This window comes from Paenibacillus dakarensis (assembly GCF_001373415.1).
Lineage (GTDB): Bacteria > Bacillota > Bacilli > Paenibacillales > Paenibacillaceae > Paenibacillus_AQ > Paenibacillus_AQ dakarensis.
In genome coordinates this window covers 1-22,227 of the sequence record NZ_CDSE01000025.1, presented here as the reverse complement: position 1 = coordinate 22,227, position 22,227 = coordinate 1, and the positions used below count along the sequence as shown (strand labels likewise).

Annotated in this window: 21 protein-coding genes and 1 riboswitch; of the genes, 17 read left to right on the top strand and 4 right to left on the bottom strand. The window is 44.3% G+C overall.

Going from position 1 to position 22,227, the window contains the following annotated elements; all coding sequences use genetic code 11:
* The first annotated feature begins 13 nt into the window (after positions 1-13).
* From BN1234_RS07115 to BN1234_RS07080, 8 genes are all read left to right on the top strand, one after another.
* Positions 14-913 carry a carbohydrate ABC transporter permease gene (locus BN1234_RS07115; RefSeq protein ID WP_245640115.1) on the top strand — a complete coding sequence of 300 codons (900 nt, stop codon included), beginning with the start codon at positions 14-16 and terminating at the stop codon, positions 911-913.
* Positions 914-1,007: 94 nt separating this feature from the next.
* Complete coding sequence (locus tag BN1234_RS07110; RefSeq protein ID WP_054955974.1) at positions 1,008-3,131, top strand: alpha-L-rhamnosidase C-terminal domain-containing protein; 2,124 nt, start codon at positions 1,008-1,010, stop codon at positions 3,129-3,131.
* A 54-nt stretch (positions 3,132-3,185) separates the two neighbouring features.
* Positions 3,186-4,283, top strand: a complete 1,098-nt coding sequence (locus BN1234_RS07105; protein WP_054955973.1) for a PQQ-dependent sugar dehydrogenase — start codon at positions 3,186-3,188, stop codon at positions 4,281-4,283.
* A 122-nt stretch (positions 4,284-4,405) separates the two neighbouring features.
* On the top strand, positions 4,406-4,642 hold the full coding sequence (locus BN1234_RS07100) for a ferredoxin family protein (protein ID WP_054955972.1): 237 nt from the start codon (positions 4,406-4,408) through the stop codon (positions 4,640-4,642).
* Positions 4,643-4,826: 184 nt separating this feature from the next.
* Complete coding sequence (locus BN1234_RS21820) at positions 4,827-5,156, top strand: four-helix bundle copper-binding protein (RefSeq protein WP_082423130.1); 330 nt, start codon at positions 4,827-4,829, stop codon at positions 5,154-5,156.
* A 191-nt stretch (positions 5,157-5,347) separates the two neighbouring features.
* Positions 5,348-5,482, top strand: a riboswitch (cyclic di-AMP (ydaO/yuaA leader).
* A gap of 3 nt (positions 5,483-5,485) precedes the next feature.
* Positions 5,486-5,959: a C40 family peptidase gene (locus BN1234_RS07090; RefSeq protein WP_054955970.1), complete on the top strand. Its 474-nt coding sequence runs from the start codon at positions 5,486-5,488 to the stop codon at positions 5,957-5,959.
* A gap of 85 nt (positions 5,960-6,044) precedes the next feature.
* Complete coding sequence (locus BN1234_RS07085; RefSeq protein ID WP_054955969.1) at positions 6,045-6,992, top strand: phosphotransferase; 948 nt, start codon at positions 6,045-6,047, stop codon at positions 6,990-6,992.
* A gap of 34 nt (positions 6,993-7,026) precedes the next feature.
* On the top strand, positions 7,027-7,416 hold the full coding sequence (locus BN1234_RS07080) for a 2Fe-2S iron-sulfur cluster-binding protein (RefSeq protein WP_054955968.1): 390 nt from the start codon (positions 7,027-7,029) through the stop codon (positions 7,414-7,416).
* A gap of 143 nt (positions 7,417-7,559) precedes the next feature.
* Here the strand turns inward: BN1234_RS07080 and BN1234_RS07075 are convergent, their stop codons facing one another.
* Positions 7,560-8,423: an AraC family transcriptional regulator gene (locus BN1234_RS07075; protein WP_054955967.1), complete on the bottom strand. Its 864-nt coding sequence runs from the start codon at positions 8,421-8,423 to the stop codon at positions 7,560-7,562.
* A 158-nt stretch (positions 8,424-8,581) separates the two neighbouring features.
* Between BN1234_RS07075 and BN1234_RS07070 the strand changes: the two genes are divergently transcribed.
* From BN1234_RS07070 to BN1234_RS07050, 5 genes are all read left to right on the top strand, one after another.
* Complete coding sequence (locus BN1234_RS07070) at positions 8,582-10,372, top strand: L-fucose isomerase (protein WP_170308000.1); 1,791 nt, start codon at positions 8,582-8,584, stop codon at positions 10,370-10,372.
* Positions 10,373-10,398: 26 nt separating this feature from the next.
* A complete protein-coding gene (locus BN1234_RS07065) occupies positions 10,399-11,058 on the top strand; it encodes a class II aldolase/adducin family protein (protein WP_054955965.1) in 660 nt (219 codons plus the stop codon).
* A 47-nt stretch (positions 11,059-11,105) separates the two neighbouring features.
* Positions 11,106-12,608 (top strand): rhamnulokinase, encoded by a 1,503-nt coding sequence (locus BN1234_RS07060; protein ID WP_054955964.1) that lies wholly within the window; start codon positions 11,106-11,108, stop codon positions 12,606-12,608.
* 159 nt (positions 12,609-12,767) lie between these two features.
* Entirely contained in the window at positions 12,768-14,258 is a 1,491-nt protein-coding gene (locus BN1234_RS07055) for an amidase family protein (protein WP_054955963.1), read from the top strand.
* Between the two features lie 81 nt (positions 14,259-14,339).
* Positions 14,340-14,876: a hypothetical protein gene (locus BN1234_RS07050; RefSeq protein ID WP_054955962.1), complete on the top strand. Its 537-nt coding sequence runs from the start codon at positions 14,340-14,342 to the stop codon at positions 14,874-14,876.
* 85 nt (positions 14,877-14,961) lie between these two features.
* Here BN1234_RS07050 and BN1234_RS07045 read toward each other — a convergent pair whose 3' ends face one another.
* Complete coding sequence (locus BN1234_RS07045; protein ID WP_054955961.1) at positions 14,962-16,101, bottom strand: zinc-dependent alcohol dehydrogenase; 1,140 nt, start codon at positions 16,099-16,101, stop codon at positions 14,962-14,964.
* 256 nt (positions 16,102-16,357) lie between these two features.
* On the opposite strand from BN1234_RS07045, the gene BN1234_RS07040 reads away from it, so the two are divergent.
* Both BN1234_RS07040 and BN1234_RS07035 read left to right on the top strand, forming a co-directional pair.
* Complete coding sequence (locus BN1234_RS07040; RefSeq protein WP_054955960.1) at positions 16,358-16,702, top strand: PadR family transcriptional regulator; 345 nt, start codon at positions 16,358-16,360, stop codon at positions 16,700-16,702.
* Positions 16,703-16,705: 3 nt separating this feature from the next.
* Entirely contained in the window at positions 16,706-17,710 is a 1,005-nt protein-coding gene (locus BN1234_RS07035; protein WP_054955959.1) for an HAAS signaling domain-containing protein, read from the top strand.
* Positions 17,711-17,874: 164 nt separating this feature from the next.
* Here the strand turns inward: BN1234_RS07035 and BN1234_RS07030 are convergent, their stop codons facing one another.
* Positions 17,875-19,080 (bottom strand): MFS transporter, encoded by a 1,206-nt coding sequence (locus tag BN1234_RS07030; protein WP_245640117.1) that lies wholly within the window; start codon positions 19,078-19,080, stop codon positions 17,875-17,877.
* Between the two features lie 323 nt (positions 19,081-19,403).
* On the opposite strand from BN1234_RS07030, the gene BN1234_RS07025 reads away from it, so the two are divergent.
* Positions 19,404-19,865, top strand: a complete 462-nt coding sequence (locus BN1234_RS07025; protein ID WP_054955957.1) for a hypothetical protein — start codon at positions 19,404-19,406, stop codon at positions 19,863-19,865.
* Positions 19,866-19,928: 63 nt separating this feature from the next.
* Here the strand turns inward: BN1234_RS07025 and BN1234_RS07020 are convergent, their stop codons facing one another.
* Positions 19,929-21,926 carry an alpha/beta hydrolase family protein gene (locus BN1234_RS07020; protein WP_054955956.1) on the bottom strand — a complete coding sequence of 666 codons (1,998 nt, stop codon included), beginning with the start codon at positions 21,924-21,926 and terminating at the stop codon, positions 19,929-19,931.
* Between the two features lie 167 nt (positions 21,927-22,093).
* Here BN1234_RS07020 and BN1234_RS21815 point away from each other — a divergent pair.
* A partial coding sequence (locus tag BN1234_RS21815) for an HAD family hydrolase (RefSeq protein ID WP_156337164.1) occupies positions 22,094-22,227 on the top strand: 134 nt, incomplete at its 3' end.

The window sequence follows — 22,227 nt, the reverse complement described above, 5'->3', positions numbered from 1 at the left end:
GGAGGGATATCCTATGTACACCAGTCCTGAAGCGAAACCCTTGAAGGTTGAAAATCTAAGCAGAGTAAAGAAGCCCGAATGGCGATTCAAAAAATATTGGAGCTTTCCTCAGCTTATGATTATTGCCTTCTTGAGCTTGCTTGTTATTCTAATGCTTGTACCGATCCTGTTCATGATCGTCAGCTCATTAAAGAGCAACGCACAGATTCTCGGGAACTTCTGGGCACTGCCATCACCAGCGAAATGGGGCAATTATAGCGAAGCGCTTAGCAGCATCTGGCGTTATATGTTGAACTCTGTGTTATATGCAATTGGCGCCAGTTCGTGTGTAATTCTCCTCTCGGCCATCTCGGGATATATTTTTGCCAAGAAGACATTCCCCGGTAAAGAACTGCTCTTTATGATGATGCTTGCCATGATGATGATTCCAGGTGTCTTAACCTTGATTCCGTCGTATGTTCTATACGATAGCTTAGGGCTCACTAATACACCTTGGGTTATCATTATAGCAGGAGCAGCAGGAGGTCAAATCTTCGGAACGTTCCTGTGCAGAAGCTTTATGTCAGGATTACCGAGTGAACTGTTTGAAGCTGCTCGGATTGATGGCGCATCAGAAATCCGTGTTTTTTTTCAAATTGTTATTCCTCTTTCCCTTCCGATCCTGGCGACACTTTTCATTATGCAGACCGTTGGTGTCTACAATGATTATATTTGGCCTTTGCTTACGATCCAGGACAGCAATCTTCAGGTTATTGCCGTAGGGCTTACTATTTTTACGAAGCAGTTCGGCATTACGGATATGGGTACACAGTTCTCGGCTTATGCGATCTCGTCCGTGCCGCTAATTTTGATTTTCTCTTTTGGGATGAAGTATTACATTCAAGGCATGACGCAGGGCGCGTTAAAAATGTAATTTGGAAATGGAACGGGGCATCATGATTCCGGGGCTTCTTACGGGATGTGGTGCCTTATTTTAATCATTGTCTATATGAAAGGGCGGCTGTTTAATGAAGAACCTGGATGTAAAGCTCCCGCAGTGGATATGGAGCAGTAGACGTGAGGAAGATAAAGAAATTGAGCTGCGTAAGACCTTTTTTCTTGAAGCGCCTGTACAAAATACTGAATTTCACATCGCTCTTACGGGGGCAGTCGAAGTGGAATTAGACGGAGTCCTTGTAGATGTGTTAGAAGAAAGTGCAGCTAATGTGTGTGCGTTTCGCGTTATGGAGAAGTTCCCAGGAAACCTGCAAGCGGGTGAACACACGCTTGTTTTACACATTCGGTGTCAAACAGCCATGCCGGTGGCACCGATTAGCATTCATTTGCATGATCGATTAGTCGGGTGTATAGCGTATCTTAATGCGGAGAACTTATGGATTCCGACAGATGATACATGGATGGCGGGGAAGGAGAGAGCTGTTAGTGTTTGCCTGCTTGGTGAAGAGCCATATGGAGATTTGGAAGGCGGGCCTGAATGGTTTGTGGCCGGAGGTTTCGGGGATATTGAAGCATCGCCGTTAAATAACTTGAATCTGCTGTCATCAGATTATGCCGAGATATTCATAAATAGTAATATGTTAACCATTAACGGCAAGGGTAAGGGAAGGATACCTGTTCAGGATCCGGTCCGAAATGAGTTGCATCTTTTTTACCATGTGCGTAAGCAGACAGAATGGCGGGAAATGAATGGAATCCTCCGTCAGGCTGAACTTTCGGAGATACCGTCCTATGTGCTGGACCTCGGCAAAGAATATAATATGCGGTTTCATATAATCAACCGGTCTGATGTGCCGCTCACAATAGTTTGGAACGGTGCCGAGTCCCTTCCTGAATTGGATAACTATGAGGGACTTATGACAGAGGTCCTTCAGCTGAAGGAAGGTGAGCAGATAACCAGTCTTCCACAGGGATTGCGGTATTTGCGCATGTACATCCTTTCAGATAAAGACCATCCTTTCGAACTGGAAATGAGGGTGGAAAAGGTTGGCGTACCTCTTATTCAAGCAGGGACCCTTCACACGGATTCAGTGCTCTTGAAACAAATTTTTGATATTTCCGTTCATACCAATCAAATATGCCATCAAATCGGGTTATGGGACGGGATTAAGAGGGATCGGCTCAATTGGGCGTATGATTTTTATCTGGCGGCCAAAGCAGATTATGTATTATGGGAAGACCTGTCGGTCCTTCGTCGCTCAATCGTTGAACTCGGGAGAGGGACGCCGGAAGGCTATTGGATGAATGCGATACCAGCTTATACGTTATGGTGGATCAATAATGTGTGGGAATACTTTTTACATACAGGAGATAAGAATTTCGTCGTATCGTTGAAGGAGGAAATGGTAAGACATTGCAAATTAATTAAAGGTAATATAGATCCTGTTACTCATGAATTGAGGAACGTTACGCCTACACTGATCGAGTGGGTGCCGATGGAGCCTGAAGAAGGTGAGTTAAATATGCAGGCACTGCTTCGCATGACAGGAGAAAATGTACAAAAGCTTAAGCGTTACATTCCCGAAATGGCTGCACTTCCAGACTGGGGTTATCCTGAGTTGGAAGGGAGCAGGTTCCTGTCCGGTAAACAATTAATCACAAAATTGCTCGGTATTATGGCTGGTTATGTCGATAATCAAGAGGCTGAAGGATTTCTACGTTCTTATGATGTACAGGATCCAATCACCCCCTTGTCGGCATACTGGCTTGCAGATTGCTGTTCTGAATTCGGTCTTCAAGAGAAGGCGTGGGAGGCAGTCTCCAAAGTGTGGGGCAAAATGCTGGAGGAAGGGGCTACGACCTGCTGGGAAAGTGTGACGCTTCAACATGAATCCGACTTCCATGACGCATTGACGACCTATACGGCATATGACTCCTATCGGATCAGCCTATGTCATAGTTGGGCCGGTATGCCCGTACACTGGATTACATCCCGCGTGCTGGGTATTCAGCCGCTTGAGCCTGGTTACCAATCCGTATCAGTTCGTCCGCAACCGATGAATGGGGTCACTACGTGTATTGGTAGTATTCCTACTCCATTAGGAACAATAGAAGCGGGGTGGGAGAGCACGGAGCCGGGAGAGTATATCCTGCGACTTCCAGAAGGGATGAAATTGAGTGTGAATTCTGGTTAATAGAAATATAAGACGATAATCGTTTAAATTTGAATCATGATATGGAGGTATCAGATGCTAAAAATCAAAGCTGCTGTCGCAGCGCTTTTAATTGCTGTATCCATATCTGGATGTTCAGATTCCCAGCAACAGCAGCAGGATACTGCTGCGTCCCCAGAGTTACCAGCAGCAGTAGAGACTGAAAGTGAACTGTTTACCGTGATTGCTGAACGACTGGACACCCCATGGTCAATCGATTTTGACGAAGACAAGATATATATTAGTGAACGTAAAGGGAATATTGTCACTGTTGAAGATGGACGTTTATCTCGTCTCCCGGTGCGTACGTCGAAAGAAGTTAAAGCGGTTGGTGAGGGCGGATTCCTTGGTCTTGTGCTGGCTGAAGATTTTCCGAACACAGGTCAGGCTTATGCCTACCATACATACGATCAAGATGGAGAAACGATGAACCGTGTTATTGTTATTAAGAAAGAAGAGGATCAATGGGTAGAGGTGAAATCGTTACTTGAAGAAATCCCGGGATCAAATGTTCATAACGGGGGGCGATTGGCCATCGGACCGGACCAGCACCTCTATATTACAACCGGTGATGCCGGAGATGGAGAGATGTCACAGGATGAGAGAAGCTTAGGCGGCAAGATCCTGCGGATGACTCTGAAGGGCGAAGTACCAGAGGATAATCCTTTTCCGGATTCTTTTATTTATTCGTTGGGCCATCGAAATTCACAGGGATTGGCGTGGAACGATGAAGGGGAAATGTACAACTCGGAGCATGGTCCCTCTGGAACTCCGGGCGGTCATGATGAGATAAATCTGATTTCTGCCGGAAACAATTACGGATGGCCGGATATATTTGGTGACGAAATGAAAGAAAACATGAAAACTCCCGAATACCATACCGGCGACGAGGCGATTGCGCCTTCAGGCATTGCATTTGAAGGAAGCGATCATGTGCTGGTTGCCGGCCTTCGGGGAGAGTCTCTTTACCGCTATAATATCCGAAATAAGAGAATAGAAGTAATTTTGGAAGGGGAAGGACGGCTGAGGGATGTGAAGATTAACAAAGGTAAGGTTTATCTTATTACAAACAATACAGACGGGCGTGGAAGACCTTCAGACGAGGACGACCGACTTGTATTATTAAAAGATTAAAGTTATCTAAGGAATCATCATTTAATATAAATATGAATAAGTATATCCATATCATAATTTATGTTTGTATATCTTAGACCGAAACCGGAATAGAACATTATAGTGGAGAGGGGGATAATCCCATGTATGTTATAGGATCTGCCTGTATAAATGAAAAGGCGGGTGAGTGTGTCGACGTATGCCCTGTCGATTGCATTGAAGAAGGGGAAGATCAATTCTATATCGATCCGGATATTTGTATTTCTTGTGGCGCGTGTGAAGCAGCCTGTCCTGTAACAGCCATATTTTATATCGATGATCTGCCGGAAGAAGAAAAGCCCTATTACGATAAGGCTGTTGAATTTTACAAAAATAAATAGTTATATGAAAAAATGAACACCCTTCCTTAGCAGGTACCAATTTACGCTGGTTCACCTTTTAAGAGAGGGTGTTTTTTTATGAAGGATTTACTTTCCACACATTTTCCACACAAAATGTGGTTATTTATATATAGCCTCGTCTACATGTTTGGAAAAAACGATCAATGTGAAGGGAGATTTATCTATGTCACATGAACAAATGCAACAATGTATCGACGAATGCTTGCGCTGTATGCAGGCTTGTAACCATTGCTACTCTGCTTGCCTGGAAGAAGAAGATTTGAAAATGATGAAAGAATGCATCCGTTTAGACCGGGAATGCGCGGATCTGTGTGCATTTGCAGCCCATGCGATGTCAATCAATAGCTCCTATGTAAAACAAATTTGTGAGGCTTGCGCAGAAATGTGTGAGAAATGCGGAAATGAATGTAAAAAACATGACCATGATCATTGTCAACAATGTGCTGAAGCGTGCTTCAAATGTGCAGAAGCTTGCCGTACGATGGCAGCTTAATCATAGTCATATAGAACGGGTAAAGCAGCCGGATCCATCCGGCTGCTTTTTTTGTACCTTAATCGAAGAAGGGATACATCTGAATCTGTTAAATAAATCGTCAAAATAAATGGCATAAATTACATTATTGTCATTCATTTCATTGACATATCTAACCAATCTATATTACATTATGATAGGGTTACAAAATATTAATCAATATGCCGAATTTCGTTTTTGAAAACGGGGGAACCAATCCGGGTGAATTATTCTCGAAGTAGAGGGAATATAGGATAGACCTTCAGCCGAACCCTTAGCTAACTCCGTAGGCACCGAAGGGAGAAAGTGGTTTGAAGAAAGTCATATTATCTTTACTAGGGTCTGCACTTATTTTTTCTTCCGGCTCTTTCACGGCATTCGCGGATACGCCGAAGCTTCAGAGTCAAGTGACGCAATTGGTCGGAACTCCTTATAAATGGGGTGGAACGACAGAAAGCGGCTTTGATTGCTCTGGATTTATTCTGTACATTTTTAACAAACATGATCTGAATTTGCCTCGTACATCTGCTTCTCAAGCGAAAGCCGGAGTTCATGTAGATCAGGATGATCTTCGATTGGGAGATTTGGTATTCTTCAATACGAGTGGAAGAGGAGTCTCTCATGCCGGAATTTATATCGGCAACGGTGAGTTTGCGCATGCATCAACTAGTAAGGGTGTTAGAATCAGCAAGCTGTCGGAACCTTACTACAAGAACAGCTACGTTACTGCTCGCCGGGTTATCAGTCAAGAGAATTATGTTCAGATGGTAGGATCGGTAAACTAATATATGAATCAAGAGTCCGCGATGAATGTCGCGGGCTTTTTGTTGTATAATGCGCTAAAAGAGGCGAAACGGGAGGCTTGGTCATTTGGCATACTTATTTCGTAAAGAAATATACAATTGGAGCTCTTGGGGGGCTGTCTATCAGTCCATCGAGGACTTTCGTCCGCTTATTCAGGAGATCTTCACACGTGAACAGCTGGTCGGGGCGGAACATATTTCACATTTAACGCCAGGGACTAACGCCGTTTTTAAAGCAGGGAATTATGTAATCAAAATTTTTGCCCCATCGGAGTCGGGTCTAGATACAGATCGGGATTATTTAGCTGAACGGAAATCCATGTCGAGAGCTATCCTTCAAGGAATTCATACTCCGTGTATTGCAGCAGCCGGAACCTTCGAAGATAAGTATGAATTCAAATATATCATTATGGATTATATTGAGGGGCGTAGTGCAGGGAATGTCATAAGTGAATATACATTGGAGCAAAAGTGCTATTTTGTAGAACAACTTACGTTAAATTTAGCGAAGCTGAATATAGTGCATGGTGAAGAAACAAGCTGTGAGGTCATTAGAGAGAGGGTAATTCATAATGATCGATGGAATATCGTATCCCTTAATGTTAGAAGACAAATGGCCGATTTTCTGAACCTGTATGAGATACAAAACTGCGTATATGTTCATGGAGATTTAACAGGTGACAATGTACTGATTGATTCGATAGGAAAGATGTTTATCATTGATTTTGCCGATAGTACCATAGCGCCGGGAGAATACGAATTTCCGCCGATTATATTTGAATTGTTTCATAGTGATGCACAAGCCGTACAGGAATTTATTAATGGTATGAATATGCAGTATAATGAGTTTGTGGATCGATTATTTGCTGGCATATTGTTACATGAATTTGGCGCGAATTTCGTGAAATCTATTTATGAGAAGTATACAGGCAGAGAGATTGGAAGCTTATCCGATATTTATGAAATTAAGAGACTGATTCATACGCATCTCGTGCCGGATCCTCTAATTACATAAGCGAAACTTATCTTAATAAGGAGGGAAAGACTGCGTGTTCAAATTCTGGAAAGGCCGGGAGAAGAACAAATCTGCTCCGGAAGGTTCCTCAGCATCTGTTACAGATATACAAGTAAGTTCAGAAGAGAAGATTGTAGAGTTAAAGGGAAGAACCGTTCAGCGACATGTCGCTCCGGTGATCGGGATGACGATCGTGGACCTTGCCAATCAGAATGAAGTGGATTGGAATTCCTTTTGCAAAAGAGGGACCTGCGCCCGCTGTCGTTGTCTTGTAAGTGAAGGTATGGAGTACTTGTCCGTTCCAAATGAAGCCGAGGAGATGCGGCTCGATCCCGAAGAGATCGATGAAGGATACCGTTTGGGATGTCAGACGAAACTCGAGAAAATCGGTGTTATATCCATAAAGCACGCCCCCTATTTTTAGACTATATAACATCAAGATGTTATCCGGAGAGCCTGTTAACGGGTTGTCCGGATTTTTTATCTATAGGGAGGGCGAACGAAGGGGCCAAAAGAAAAGTTATCTAAACTTTTTTCTGGCCTCTTCTTGGTGCAATAATTTGTTAGCTAACTTTTGGATGGAATATTACGTACTTGATCTCTGAACGATGTTGGAGTCTGACTTGTTACTTTCTTGAAGAGCATGGAGAAATATTTCTCGTTCCCATACCCGACCTGTGAAGCTACTTCGTGAACAGGGAGATTGGACTCGGCAAGAAGCCGTTTGGCTTCCTCAATCCTGCGGGAGATCAGATAATTGAAGGGAGAATCACCAATCTCTTTTTTGAATAGATGAGACAGGTAATGCTGGCTGACATACAGTGTATCTGCGATGTCTTTCAGGCTGATGCTCTGTGTATAGTTTTTATCGATGAATTGCTTGGTACGAAGTGCGATTTCATTCTTTCCTTTAAACTCCTGAAACTGATGCTTCACATCTACAATCCGGTAGATTACCGTAATGAGGGACATAAGCAGATTCGTGCTCAGCGTCTCATAGCCAAGAACCTGTGAATCGCATTCTTGAAGTATTTCAGATAGATAGCTCTCTACTTTATAAGCATACTTCCCGCATGAAATAACGGGATCTACATAGGGAGGAAGCAGCATGCCCTGTGGGACACCATCAATATGAAGATTATCTACTCCACAATAAATGACCTTGAAAGGCCCTGTTGATCTGAAATGCTCTTCATGAGGCATACCCGGATTATATACAGCGACATCACCTTGAGAGAGTTCATAGGCTTTGCCTCCGATCATAAATTCTCCGCTTCCTTCGACGATATAAATAATCTCGCAGTAATCATGAATTTGCGGCGGCCCATAGAAAAAAGACTCATCTACAACCTGACCTGCAAACAGAAGCCCCGGATTGCGTTTAAAACGGAATTGATCACTTTTGCTGTATGGTATTTCGATTTTAGGCACCTGATGTCCCTCCAAAATCTGATAATAGCTTTATTATACAATGAACTTCATTATTATTGCTGTCTTGTCATTAAGATACAACAATATAGTGGGTTATCTCCTGTTAAAACCCTCTTTAGAATAGATTTAATGATAGAAATCCAAGGAGGTAACAAATCATGATTGAAAGCGATTACAGATGGAGAGATGGATTCCCGAAGATCGGCATTCGTCCAACGATTGATGGCAGAAGAAAAGGGGTGCGCGAGTCGCTCGAAGAGCAAACCATGAATTTGGCAAAGGCGGTTGCGAAGCTGCTTTCTGACAGCCTCCGTTATCCGAATGGAGAACCGGTAGAGTGTGTCATTGCGGATACTTGTATTGGTGGTGTTGCTGAAGCGGCGGCTGCTGCGAAAAAATTCAAGAATTCCGAGGTTGGCTTGACGATTACCGTGACACCTTGCTGGTGTTATGGTACGGAAACGATGGATACAGATCCATCCCTGCCCAAGGCTGTATGGGGCTTTAATGGTACAGGTCGGCCTGGTGCAGTGTACCTGGCAGCCGTATTGTCGGCACATGCTCAGAAAGGGCTTCCTGCATTCGGTATTTATGGCGAGGATGTTCAGGATGAGGGAGACACCGTTATTCCGGATGATGTCCAGGAGAAGCTGCTTCGCTTTGCAAGAAGCGGTCTATCGGCTGCTTATATTCGCGGGAAGTCATACTTGTCGATGGGTTCCGTATCTATGGGTATCGCGGGTTCGATCGTCAACGATGCGTTCTTCCAGGAATACCTTGGAATGCGTAATGAATATATCGATATGAGTGAGTTTACACGTCGTCTGGAAGAAGGAATCTATGATCCGGAGGAATATAACACAGCACTGAAATGGGTTAAGGAAAACTGCACAGAGGGACCGGATAACAATCCGGAACACTTGCAGTCCAGTCGTGAGCGTAAGGATCTGGAGTGGGAAACGGTAGTCAAAATGACATTGATCACGCGTGATCTTATGATCGGAAACCCTCGTCTCGCTGAGCTTGGCTTCGAAGAAGAGGCACAGGGCCATCACGCTATTGTTTCCGGATTCCAGGGGCAAAGACAATGGACGGACCATTCTCCTAACGGTGACTTCCTTGAAACGATTCTAAACTCATCCTTCGACTGGAATGGTAAGCGTTCACCTTACATCGTTTCTACAGAGAATGACAGTATGAACGGCGTGAATATGCTATTTGGATATTTGCTGACAAACACGGCTCAAATTTTTGCCGATGTGAGAACGTACTGGAGCCCGGCTGCAGTTGAACGTGTTACAGGCTACAAGCTTGAAGGCAGAGCAGAAGGTGGAATTCTTCACCTGATTAATTCCGGTTCAGCAACACTTGATGGCACAGGTGAGCAGGAGCGTGATGGCAAGCCTGCTATGAAGCCTTTCTGGGAAATTACAGATGAGGAAATAGAGAAGACATTAAAAGCTACACAATGGAGACCGGCTAACGTAGAGTACTTCAGAGGCGGCGGCTTCTCAACCGATTACTTGACTCGTGGCGGTATGCCTGTAACGATGTCCCGGTTGAATTATGTTAAAGGACTTGGCCCCGTGCTTCAGATCGCTGAAGGGTATTCAGTAGATCTGCCCGAGCACGTACATGACACACTTGATAATCGTACCGATCCAACATGGCCTACAACTTGGTTTGTTCCAAATATAACAGGTCAAGGAGCTTTTACAAGCGTTTATGAAGTAATGAACAACTGGGGAGCGAACCACGGCGTAATCAGCTATGGACATATCGGAGCAGACCTCATTACACTTTCTTCGATTATTCGGATTCCAGTCAATATGCACAATGTGCCGTCTGAGAAGATGTTTCGTCCTAGAGCCTGGGGACTGTTCGGTACGGAACATGCAGAGAGCGCTGATTTCCGGGCATGTCAAAACTTCGGTCCGCTGTATAAATAAGCAGGCAGACGAAAAGGAGAGAACCCATGCAAAACTTAGATACACGAAACGAGCTGTGTAAATACGCACGTAAAATCGTGAATGATGGATTGGTTGTTGGCCCAGGTGGAAATATCAGTGCCAGAGCCGGAGATAAGATGTACTTATCTCCGAGCGGCTTTGCGCTTGAAGAAATTGAGCCGGAGCAATGGATTGAAGTCGACATTCCTACAGGAGAGATAACGGATACCGGACTTCGTCCTTCATCTGAGGTGCTGATGCACTTGTACGGATATCGTGTAAACCCGGATATAGGTGCGATGGTGCATACCCATCCGTCTCATTGTATTGCGTTTACGTTGATTGAACAGGAACTTCCGATCATGTTCCCGGATCAAGCGGCCCTCGTTGGCAGAACGGCTTATATTCCATACATTATTCCAACAACAGATTTGCTTGCGGATGCTGTAGCAGAGAAGGTAGTCCTGGCTAGTTCCATCTTGCTAGGCAATCATGGCCTGGTTACGACGGGAAGAAATCTCCGCGAAGCATACTATCGCACGCAGGTGGTGGAGGAAAGTGCAAAGATCTATTTGAGTGCCCGGGCGGCGGGGGCACCTAAGCCGTTAACGGATCAAGAGGTTGATGATATCGCTGCACTTGAGAGCGAGGATTACCGTATCCAGTTACTTCAAAAAATGAAATAACGAATTTCTTCGACTTGTTGAACAACCTCTTATAGGGTGGTGCTTGTATGAAAGATACATCTGCTGTGCTTGCCTTTGATATGGGTGCAAGCAGTGGTCGGGCGCTGATCGGTGAAATTGTCCGAGAGGAAGAGGGGAATCTGGGGAAGCTTCGAATCACAGAGATTCATCGTTTTCCCAACATACCTATACAAATGGGTGAGCATTTACATTGGAATATCGCTGCTCTTTTCCAGGAAGTGAAGAATGGGATTCAGAAGGCTTTCCAATCCGGATTTACCCCAATAAGCTATGGAATGGATACGTGGGGAGTTGACTTTGGGCTAATCGACCGCAATGGTGAGCTTATCGGCATACCTTATCATTACCGTGACACGCAAACGATCGATATGGTGGAGAAGACTTGTGCCCAGGTTGGACGTCAGCGACTGTTTGACGAGAGTGGACTTGAGTTCATGCCATTTAACACGATCTTTCAGCTGCATGCCATGGTAAAGGCGAATTCCCCAAAGCTGGATATTGCAGACAAGCTGCTGTTAACACCTGATCTGCTGCATTATTTTCTGACAGGTGAGCAGGTTTGCGAGTTTACCATGGCCACGACGACACAGCTTTATCACATGAAAAATAGGGCTTGGAACATCCAGCTTATCCAAGAGCTTGGTCTTGATCCTTCCTTGTTTCTTGATCCGATTGAACCTGGAACGATTATTGGCCAACTTCAGCAATCCGTATGCAAGGAACTGAATGTTCCAGCGATTCGGGCTATCGCCGTCGCTTCTCACGATACGGAATCTGCTGTGGTAGCTGTGCCGGCCGATTCGACATCCTTCGCTTACCTGGTATGTGGAACATGGTCTCTCTTGGGTACGGAATTAAGCGAGCCGCTCATTAATCAGGATGTGCTGGAGCTTGAATTCTCGAATGAGGGAGGCGCCTTTGGCACATTCCAGCTGCTTAAGAACATCATGGGCCTTTGGATTGTGCAGGAGTGTAAACGGCAATGGGATCGGGAAGGTGGAGAACACTCGTTCAGTGAGCTGGTAGAACTGGCTCGCGAAGCTGAGCCCTTCCGAAGTTTCATTGCCCCGGATGACCTGCGATTTATGAATCCACCAGATATGACGGCTGCCATACAGAATTATTGCCGGGAAACAGGGCAGACGGTTCCGCACAGCAAGGGTGAAATCGTACGCTGTATATATGAAAGTCTTGCTCTTCGGTACCGGGAGGTGCTGGAACGTGTAGAGCAGCTAACAGGAAATTATTATGCAGGACTCCATATGGTTGGCGGGGGAATACAGAATGAGCTGCTCTGTCAATTTACTGCGAATGCTCTTGGTCGACCCGTATGGGCTGGGCCTATTGAAGCCAGCGCTATTGGTAACATGCTTGTCCAATTTATTGCTAACGGTACGATTCAGAGCCGGGAAGAGGGGATTGAACTTGTAAAGAGGTCTTTCCCTCTGGCCTTGTATAAACCGGAAAAAAGTGAGGAATGGGATCAAGCATTTATTAAATTCATCAGTATAACTGCGGTGTCCGTGTAGGAAGCTTGGGTGTTGTAGTTAGTAAACGTTACAAATCATAGAAGGGGCCGTCCTCGGGATATTTGTTCTTGAGGGCGGCCCTTTGCTTAACAACAAAAGGATAATTCACCCTATTCCTCGAATGGTTAGTACATGAAATTGATCAGGGGGAGCACATAGATGTTAGAGAATAAACAAGAGTGGATTGTTGAAGCAACCATATCCGATATGCAGGAAGCTATGGAACAAGGCTTAATTAGCTCAGAAGAGCTAACTCAATTATATTTGGAACGTATCAAGTTATATGATACTAAGCTTAGGTCCATCCTCGAAGTGAATCCGGATGCGATCGAAATCGCCAAAAGTCTGGATATCGAACGAAGAGAGCACGGGAGCCGCGGGAAGCTGCATGGCATTCCAATTGTGCTGAAAGATAATATCGATACAAGTGACCGGATGCATACGAGTGCAGGGTCACTAGCCCTGGCAGATTCTTATGCGGCTGAAGATTCCTATGTTGCTGCCAAGCTGCGAGCGGCTGGAGCCGTGCTTCTAGGAAAAGCGAATATGACGGAATGGGCTAATTTTATGTCCACGACCATGTGGGCGGGATACAGCTCCAGAGGCGGGCTTGTGCTAAATCCATATGGTCCCGGTGAAATATTCATTGGCGGATCAAGCTCAGGGTCAGGCACTGCTGTAGCAGCGAACCTTTGCGCAGCTGCGATTGGCACTGAAACCTCAGGTTCCATTATCAGTCCAGCCAGCCAAACCTGCCTTGTCGGCATAAAACCTACCGTTGGTTTGGTTAGCCGCAGGGGAATTATTCCGATTACATATACGCAGGATTCCCCAGGGCCGATGACAAGAACTGTTGAGGATGCAGCAATTATACTTAGTGCGTTAACTGGAGTCGATGAACGGGATGAGAAGACACTTGCCAGTAAGGAGCATGTGAACCAGGATTACACCGATTACCTGGATGCGAATTTTTTGAAGCAGGCTAGAATCGGTATCCCGCGTCATTATTACAAGGAACTTGATCCGGATCGACTGGAGATTATTGAAGCTGCTATACAAGTGATGAAGGAACAGGGAGCTGTCATTATAGATCCGGTAGACCTTCCAAGTCAGGACACCTCCTGGAAGTCTGTAGTTTTACATTATGAGTTCAAAAAATATCTTAATGATTATTTAGGTAAACTTGATCCTTCCATTCCGGTTCATTCCTTGGCAGATGTTATAGACTTCAATAATAAACATGCCGACAAAATGCTGAAATATGGACAGAATTTACTTTTAAAATGTGAAGCGACGAGTGGAACACTTGCGGAGCAGGAGTATCAGGACAGTATCCAGCAGAATCTTGAACTTGCAGGAAGACAGGGCATTGACTATGTTTTACGGGAATACCGGTTAGATGCAATCATGTTCCTGGGTGATGAGGACTGCAATGATCTGGCGGCTCAGCTCGGTTATCCTTCAATTACTGTACCGGGTGGCTACGCTAAAGATGGGGTTATTGCTCCAGGCGGTTATAATACGAAGGGACCGCAGGGCATCACTTTTGTTGGCGGAGCCTTCAGTGAACCGACTCTATTTAAAATTGCATATGGTTATGAACAGGCGACCCGCTGCCGAAAGGCTCCGGATATGGATCGAATATGTTAATGATCTGACAGGAATGGGGAATAGTTAATATAAACTGTCCGATCATGAGCGGCAGTGCTCACTGGAGAAAGGGTGGTACGTATGAAACGCAGCTTACAGCATGTTCCCTATGGGTATGAACCGCCAAAAGAAGGAAATAAAGGATCACTGATTTATTATGATTCTTTTCAAGATACTCAGGAGGCTGACTTGGCGTTAGCGCTTGAGCAGCTGGATAAACTGTCTTTTAAGAAGCTTATTTTGTACCCGCTGCATGAGGAAACCGTGAAACGGATGTCTAAAGAGCCGGTCAGTGCGTTTTACAAACGGGAGAAGCTGCTCAATTCATGGGTTGAAGAGATCGGGCGCTCGGATGTAATCGTGGAATCCTGGGATGGAAAACGTAAAAAATATACGCCTGTAGATACAGCACTTAGACACCTGACAGATAAGTATCCTGGACCGTATTTTATGTTGATGTCGCCGGAAATGGCGAATGCGTTCGCTTCGTTCTCTTCCTTTGAGGAGTGGATTGTGAAGTTAAGGTTAATCCTGTCAGCGGAGCCCCGTTCGCTTCATCCGCGGCTGGAGAAGTTTAAACATCGCTGGGATGTTATAGGGAAAGACCGAGATATGTAATTTAAAGTTATAAAAAAAGGGCTAACTTCATTTTCATGAAGTTAGTCCTTTGATTTTCCTGGTTACATTCTCACAATAATAGATCCTAAGGTTTCAGTACAACCTTGATGCACTCATCCTCATGCTCACTGAACATCTTGTAAGCGTCACTTGCATTCTCAAGCGGGATTTTGTGGGTAACAATTTCCGTTGGGTCAAACTCGCCTGCTAAGATTTTCTTAAACAAAAGTGGCATGTAGTGAATGACCGGTGCTTGTCCCATCTTCAATGAAATATTTCTTTCAAATATTTCTCCGAGCGGGAATTGGTTGTATTTTGAACCGTAAACCCCCGTGATTTGAATATTTCCGAATTTTTTCACCGCTTTAATCGCGATTTCCAGCGGACCGAGTGTACCGCCTTGCAGCTTGAGCTTTTGTCCAATCGCTTCCAGGGCTGATTTCTTGCCGTCCATACCAACACAGTCTATTACAATATCGCTGCCGCCTTGGGTTACCTCACGCAGATACTCGCCCACATCGTCATAGTCATCAAAGTTATAGATTTCAACGTTATTCATCTTCTTGGCATGCTGCAGACGATAAGGTTCATGATCAATGGCAATGACACGTTTGGCTCCTTTCATCCAAGCGAACTTTTGAGTCATCAATCCGATAGGACCACATCCCAGCACAATCACTGTATCGCCTGGCTTCATGCCGGAATTTTCAACACTCCAGTAAGCGGTTGGCAGTACATCGGACATAAACAGCACAGCCTCATCTTCAAGCTCGCATGATTCCGGAATGACAAAAGGCATGAAGTTCCCGTAGGGAACATGCAGGTACTGTGCTTGTCCTCCCGGATAATTACCATAACGCTCTGTAAAGCCGAAATACCCACCGGTATGAATATCCGGGTTACGGTTGGAGTTATCGCATTGACTCTCCATATCATGATTACAGTAATAGCAGTGACCACATGAAATATTGAATGGAAGAACCACGCGATCTCCCTTCTTCACCTTTGTTACTTCAGGTCCAACTTCTTCAACAATCCCCATGGGTTCGTGACCGATAACATAATCCTTGTGAGCAGGCAGAGCTCCTTGGTAGATATGAAGATCCGAGCCGCATATCGCTGTTGAGGTAATACGTACGATAATGTCATCCTTCTTTTGCAGAACCGGGTCCTGTACTTCTTTGACTTGTATGTCCTTGGCTCCTTGAAAAGTGACTGCTTTCATTAGATCCCTCCTAGAATATGAGCTACTTGATAAGTACCCGTTTTTGGCAAACATGAATTTTGCTTCTATAGGAATTTCACTTCTGAATAGAGGAAAAGCAGGCAGATGGTCTTCTTTATAATCATTGTTTGTTAAAGCAGAGTAATTATGCCATGAAATAAAATATGATCAAACTGCTTATAATGACGAATTTAGCATATTATTAATGTTGCAATAGTGTGCGTCGTACAGTATAATCAAAACAGGAGTTGATTATATGGCTGAAGTGAATGAAATTATAAGTGGATTAATGCAGGAATTAAGACGCGGTACGATTATTCTTGGTGTATTAAGTCAGTTGAAGGAACCGCAGTATGGCTATTCTCTTGTAACCATTCTGGAGGATAAAGGAGTAAATGTAGATCCAGGAACCCTCTATCCGCTTCTTCGAAGATTGGAGAAGCAGGAGCTTCTTGAAAGTCAGTGGGATACGAATGAAACCCGTCCCCGGAAATATTATTCGCTTTCCCCTTTGGGCGAGGAAGTGTATAAGCAGCTTTGTGTGGAATGGAGAAGTATGATCGTGAGTCTGGAAGGCTTGCTCGAACATGGAGGAGGATAAAGTATGGAACTCATTAAAAGGTATGTTTATGCGGTAACACAGAAGCTTCCTGAACAACAACGTGCAGATATTGACAAGGAATTGACAAGCTTAATTGAAGATATGCTGGATGAAAGAGTTGAGGGTGGGCCGATTAGTGAGAGGGATATTGAAGAAGTGCTCACTGAACTCGGAGATCCTGCTCTACTGGCAGCGAAGTATAGAGGGAAAGAGCGTTACTTGATCAGTCCTGAGAGGTTTGATCCTTATGTGGCAGTTGTCAAGGTAGTTATCTTTTCGATTTTGATTGCGATTAGTGTAGCTTCTATAGTCGAATTTTTGATGAGTCCTAATGAAGCTGTAACGCAGTTCGCTGATTATTTAGCAACGTTATTCTTTGCAAGCATTCAAGGTTTCGCATGGGTAACCATTGTGTTTGCTTGGTTGGACTACAAGGATCTGGGAAGTGGCAGTAAGCGTATCAGGAATAATAGATGGAAGCCATCGGATTTACAAGCGATTCCTGACACGAAGTCAGTTATTAAGCCAAGCGAACCCATCTTGGGGATAATATTTTCCGTAATCTTTCTGGTCCTGTTTACCTTTGCTCTTGAGCTTGTTGGGGTTATCAGAATTCATGATGGTCATTCTTTTGTGATTCCTGTCTTTAATACAGAAGAGTTTGGTAAGTATATACCTTTTATATGGATCGTCACAGCGATCGGTATTTTGCGGGATTGCTTGAAGATGGTGACGAGAAAATGGAACATCCAAATTGTTGCTGTTCATTTGTTTTTTAATATCACTTCACTCATTCTTATGGTTGTTATGTTATCCAATTCATCCATTTGGAACCCCGCTTTTATGAGTGAACTGGTGAGTGCAGGTCTCATAACCGAAGGCAGCGAAAGTTATGGGGTAATTGCGAATGTATGGAATCAGGCAAGGGAAGGGCTTATTTACATTATTGGATTAATTACTCTGATTGATTCAGTGGCAACAGGGCTGAAGCTTTATCGCCGAAAATAAATAGAGTTGGGACATACGTACCCAGGTTGTATAAAATCACTTGAAGTTTGAAACACATGAAACCGCTTCTTTATAGATGGCTGCTGTTTTTAGCTGCACTTCATCTATAAATTGGCGGTTTCATTATCTTGCGAGAGAGGCTGGAGGCTAATCTGCAGCTAAGCTTAGATCAATTCTTTCCTCTTTCGAAGATAAAAAAAGAGAATGGCAGAGGTTGCTGAGCAGAGGAGGGCAAGAAGGCCTATGAAACCATAGCCTGCCTGAAGACCAAGCAGGGATCCCTCCGATGCACCGTGGGTGCCTTGAAAAAATTCACCAACTCCATCGATAATGACACCAATCAGCAGGTTGCCAATCACGCTGGCAATCCCCATAAGCGTCACTGTAAATGTAATTGCCGAGTCAGTGCTGGTAGGATAGCGTTTTGCAAGCAGGGCCATGACTGTCGGATAAATCGGAGCAATACCGATGCCTGCAACTGCGAATAGAATTGCAGCTTTTTGTCCGATTAAAATGGCTGCGATGCTGCAGATCCCCGAGAAAGCGGCAAACAGCATAATGGATAAGGTATAACCGATCTTATCAGTAACGGGACCGAGAAATAATCGTGACAGCATGAAGAAGAGAAAGAATATGGAGAGCATGCTGGAAGCAGCATCAAGGGACCAGCCATAAGCTTTTTCTAAGTAATACACAAGCCATCCGCCTACAGCCATCTCCGACACGACCCCGAATGACAACAAAGCGACAATTAACCATGCGACTTTATCCTTGAAGAATTGTTTCAAGGGGATCCGCTCTGAAGTGATTTGATCATCACCTGGAAATTTCCCCATTATTGAAGGGATGACGGGCAGGAGAGACAGAGACAGCATCACGAGATACATTCCCCGCCACCCCAGCTCTCCCCCAAACACACTCCATCCCATCATGGAAGAAGCGATGACAGGAGCGACTGTGGAGCTTAAGCCGTAGAAGAAATGGGACAAGTTCATCATGGTTCCGGTGTTTTTGGTAAAGATTCGGGCAGCCATGATCGCAAGTCCAATTTCCAGCATGCCGTTGCCTATGTACATCAGAAAATAGGACGCAGATAAGAATGCATAGTTCGTTGATAAATACATAAGAACGCCGGAAATTGTCATGGAACTGAAAGCTAATATAGCGGTCCATTTGATACCGAGTCGAGCAGATAGCAGGCCTGTGAACGAACAAGCTATTAAATACCCGAGTGAGTTAACAGCCAGCAGTAACCCGAGCTGCATTTCATCAAGCTGGAATTCGGATTGCATTTTTGGTATGGCCGGACCTTTAATATTCTCCGAAAATCCAAAGATAAGGAAGCCTCCAAATACGACGAGCAGCAGCATGAAATAGTTCCACTTGGGATGTGCCTGCTTTTTGATCTTAGTTGAGTTTGGCAAAACCATTTTCCCTCCGAAATAATTACATTTGTATTGTGCAGATAATCTTACTACATATTGGGATCGATAAGAATGAAAAGTGTAATTTTTTATGAAGTTCACTATTAACAGATCAATCCATTGTTATATTGCAAGTTATAAAACAAAATAATTTTGACAAAAATATGTCTTATATGTGTCAAATTTATGTACATGGGTGGTATAATAAGGTAAGATGTCTTGTAAGCACTTACATTAAAATGATAATTTTCAGAATGGAGCGGATCATAATGAATTATCCAATTAAATATGCGACCAGAATGAAAGAAGTTATCTTCTTATCGTTATTATTCAGTATAGTTATGTTTCAGATAGGTGTCTGGACGCAGCAATCCTATCCTGTATTGTTTTATGCTCAGATGATTGTAAATGTAGTCTTGGTGATTGCACTTGTGATTGAGATGTATGCTCGATTGGTGAAGCGGGGCGTTGAGATCCAGAGTGATTCTGATACGATCCGAATCCATGGAGAGACCATTAGAGCAGAGGAAGTAGAAGCTATACGAGTATCGGGATGCTTGAGTGCGTCATTCAGCTTCAAATTGAAAGGCAAGAAGAGTCCAAGGGTTGCCAGCAGCTTTAAATTTATGGATGCCAATTGTGAAGGGATTCGTGAGATCATTCGCTGGGCAGAACGTCATAATGTAGAAGTGATCAAGATTGGACCACAATCGTCCATGATAAACGTATAGAAATGGATTTGGAATGAAAAGGCTTTGCCCAGATGGAGGGCAAAGCCTTTTGTATATATTATTTTATATTTCAATATGTTCTTTAAACCAACGCACAATGTGATGTAGTCTTCGAACGCGAAGATGCGGATGCCCGCTTCTGGATAAATTATGATCAGCGCCAGGGAAACGAACGAGCTGTGTTTCTTTATTGAGCCTTTTTAAGGCAACAAACAGCTGCTCTCCTTGTTCAATTGGGCACCGTAAGTCTTCTTCACCGTGAAGAATCAGCAGCGGAGTGTGAACCTGACTAACATAAGCGAGTGGGGAGTGCTTCCACAGCTTCTCAAGATGTTCCCAAGGATTTCCCCAAATCTGATCTTCTGTGAAAAAGTAACCAATATCGCTAATCCCATAAAATGAAATCCAGTTGGATATGGAACGCTGAGTCACAGCGGCCTTGAACCGGTCAGTATGTCCTACGATCCAGTTGGTCATGAAGCCGCCGTAGCTGCCTCCTGTAACACCAAGGCGTGATTCATCTATAAATGAGTATGTCTTCAATACATAATCCACAGCTTCCATAAGGTCTTGGTAATCGCGACCACCATAATCACCGCGGACTGTATTAACATGAACCTGACCATAACCGTGGCCACCGCGAGGGTTTGTGTAGAACACTGCATATCCTGCTGCGGCTAATAGCTGGAACTCATGCATGAAAGTGTGGCCATACATCGCTTGCGGTCCTCCGTGAATTTCTAGAATAGCGGGTACTTTGGATCCCTCAATGAAATCGACCGGCTTCACGATCCAGCCCTGAATCGGCCAGCCGTCAGCAGTATCAAAGGTAAACATTTCTGGTTCACTTAGCTTAATTTCGGACAATAAATCTTCATTACACCAGGTAAGTCTGGTTTCCGTCCCGGCTGCATTTTGATATGTAAATAGATCACCAGGCTGCAACGGATCTGCAGCAGCAAAAATGATGTTCTCATCCGGAGTAAGAGCGAATTGATATATTTCGCGATCTCCGCTGATCACAACTTCATGTCTTGATCCATCCAAAAAGAAGCGCCCGACGTGAACGCCGCCATTTTGACTGAACTGAACATAAACGGATTTCTTATCTTTACTAAATACCGGAGAAGTACCGGCACCGGCACGCATATCACTGACACAGGCATGTCCAAGCTGAATATCAAGGTCTTCATACAGCTTGTGGCATTCTCCTCCGTCGACAGGGATAAGATGAATTTTGGTTAGCGTTGCGAATCCGCAATTGAGATCATCGGCCAGCATGAGGATGGACTGCCCGTCTGGTGTATATGATACCGAGTCAATAGATAGGCCTCCGTCCGTTAGCTGCTTCGAGGATGTTCCACTCCGGTCTGTTACAAACAGGTCATTGGTAAGTCGCTGGTCAGGATCCGGGTGCGATTCAGAGACGATGTTCGAAGTGTACGCAATATTTTGTCCATCCGGAGACCAGGCGAAGGATCCGATATCGTGGGGGCCGGTCGTAAGCTGGGTGCTTGTTTGATTGGCAAGGTCAGTAATAAACAAATGTTGTCGGCGGTTATTCCACAGGCCGCTGCCATCTGATTTATACTTGATCCGGTTTACAATGATTTCTTCAGGCAAAGAGGATGGTTCTGACTGCTTAATGTTCTTAGCCTCATGACATTGCTCGTCGATCTCAGTTTTGACGAGCAGAGCTGAGCCATCCGGTGCCCATTGGAATGCACTAACACCATGTTTATAATCGGTTACAGACTGGGCTTCCCCTCCGTGAGCCGGAATGATCCAGACTTGATGTACATCGTTCTTCTTGCGAAGAAATGCTAGCCTGGATCCGTCCGGTGACCAGGCAGGTGAGGTATCCTGTTCTCCCGTTGTATAAGGAATGTCCTGAGACCCATCTGCATTCATTAAACGAATATGAGAATAGTAGCTGTCATGTTTCTCACTTACTTTTTTTAGGACATAGGCAATCGAGCTGTCCCTAGGAGAAATAACGGGGTCATTCACCCATTGAATCCGGTACAGGTCTTCTTCTGTAATAACACGTTTCTCACTCATGCTGTTCTGCCTCCTGCTTATGATTAGATAAATGAATACCGAACCATATTATCCCATTTATAAATCTATAAATCTATACAAAACAATGATTTAATCTTGACCTGAAATGCTTTTCATACATTATGCTTGTCAGGTGAAGAATATTGCAACTTAGGAGGTACACATACATGAATACGGATAAGAAACTGATTTTTTTTGATATAGACGGAACATTGCTGGATCATGAAAAAAAGGTGCCAGCCTCCACGAAAGCTGCTCTCCAGGAGTTACAGGCGGGTGGACATGAGATTGCTATCGCAAC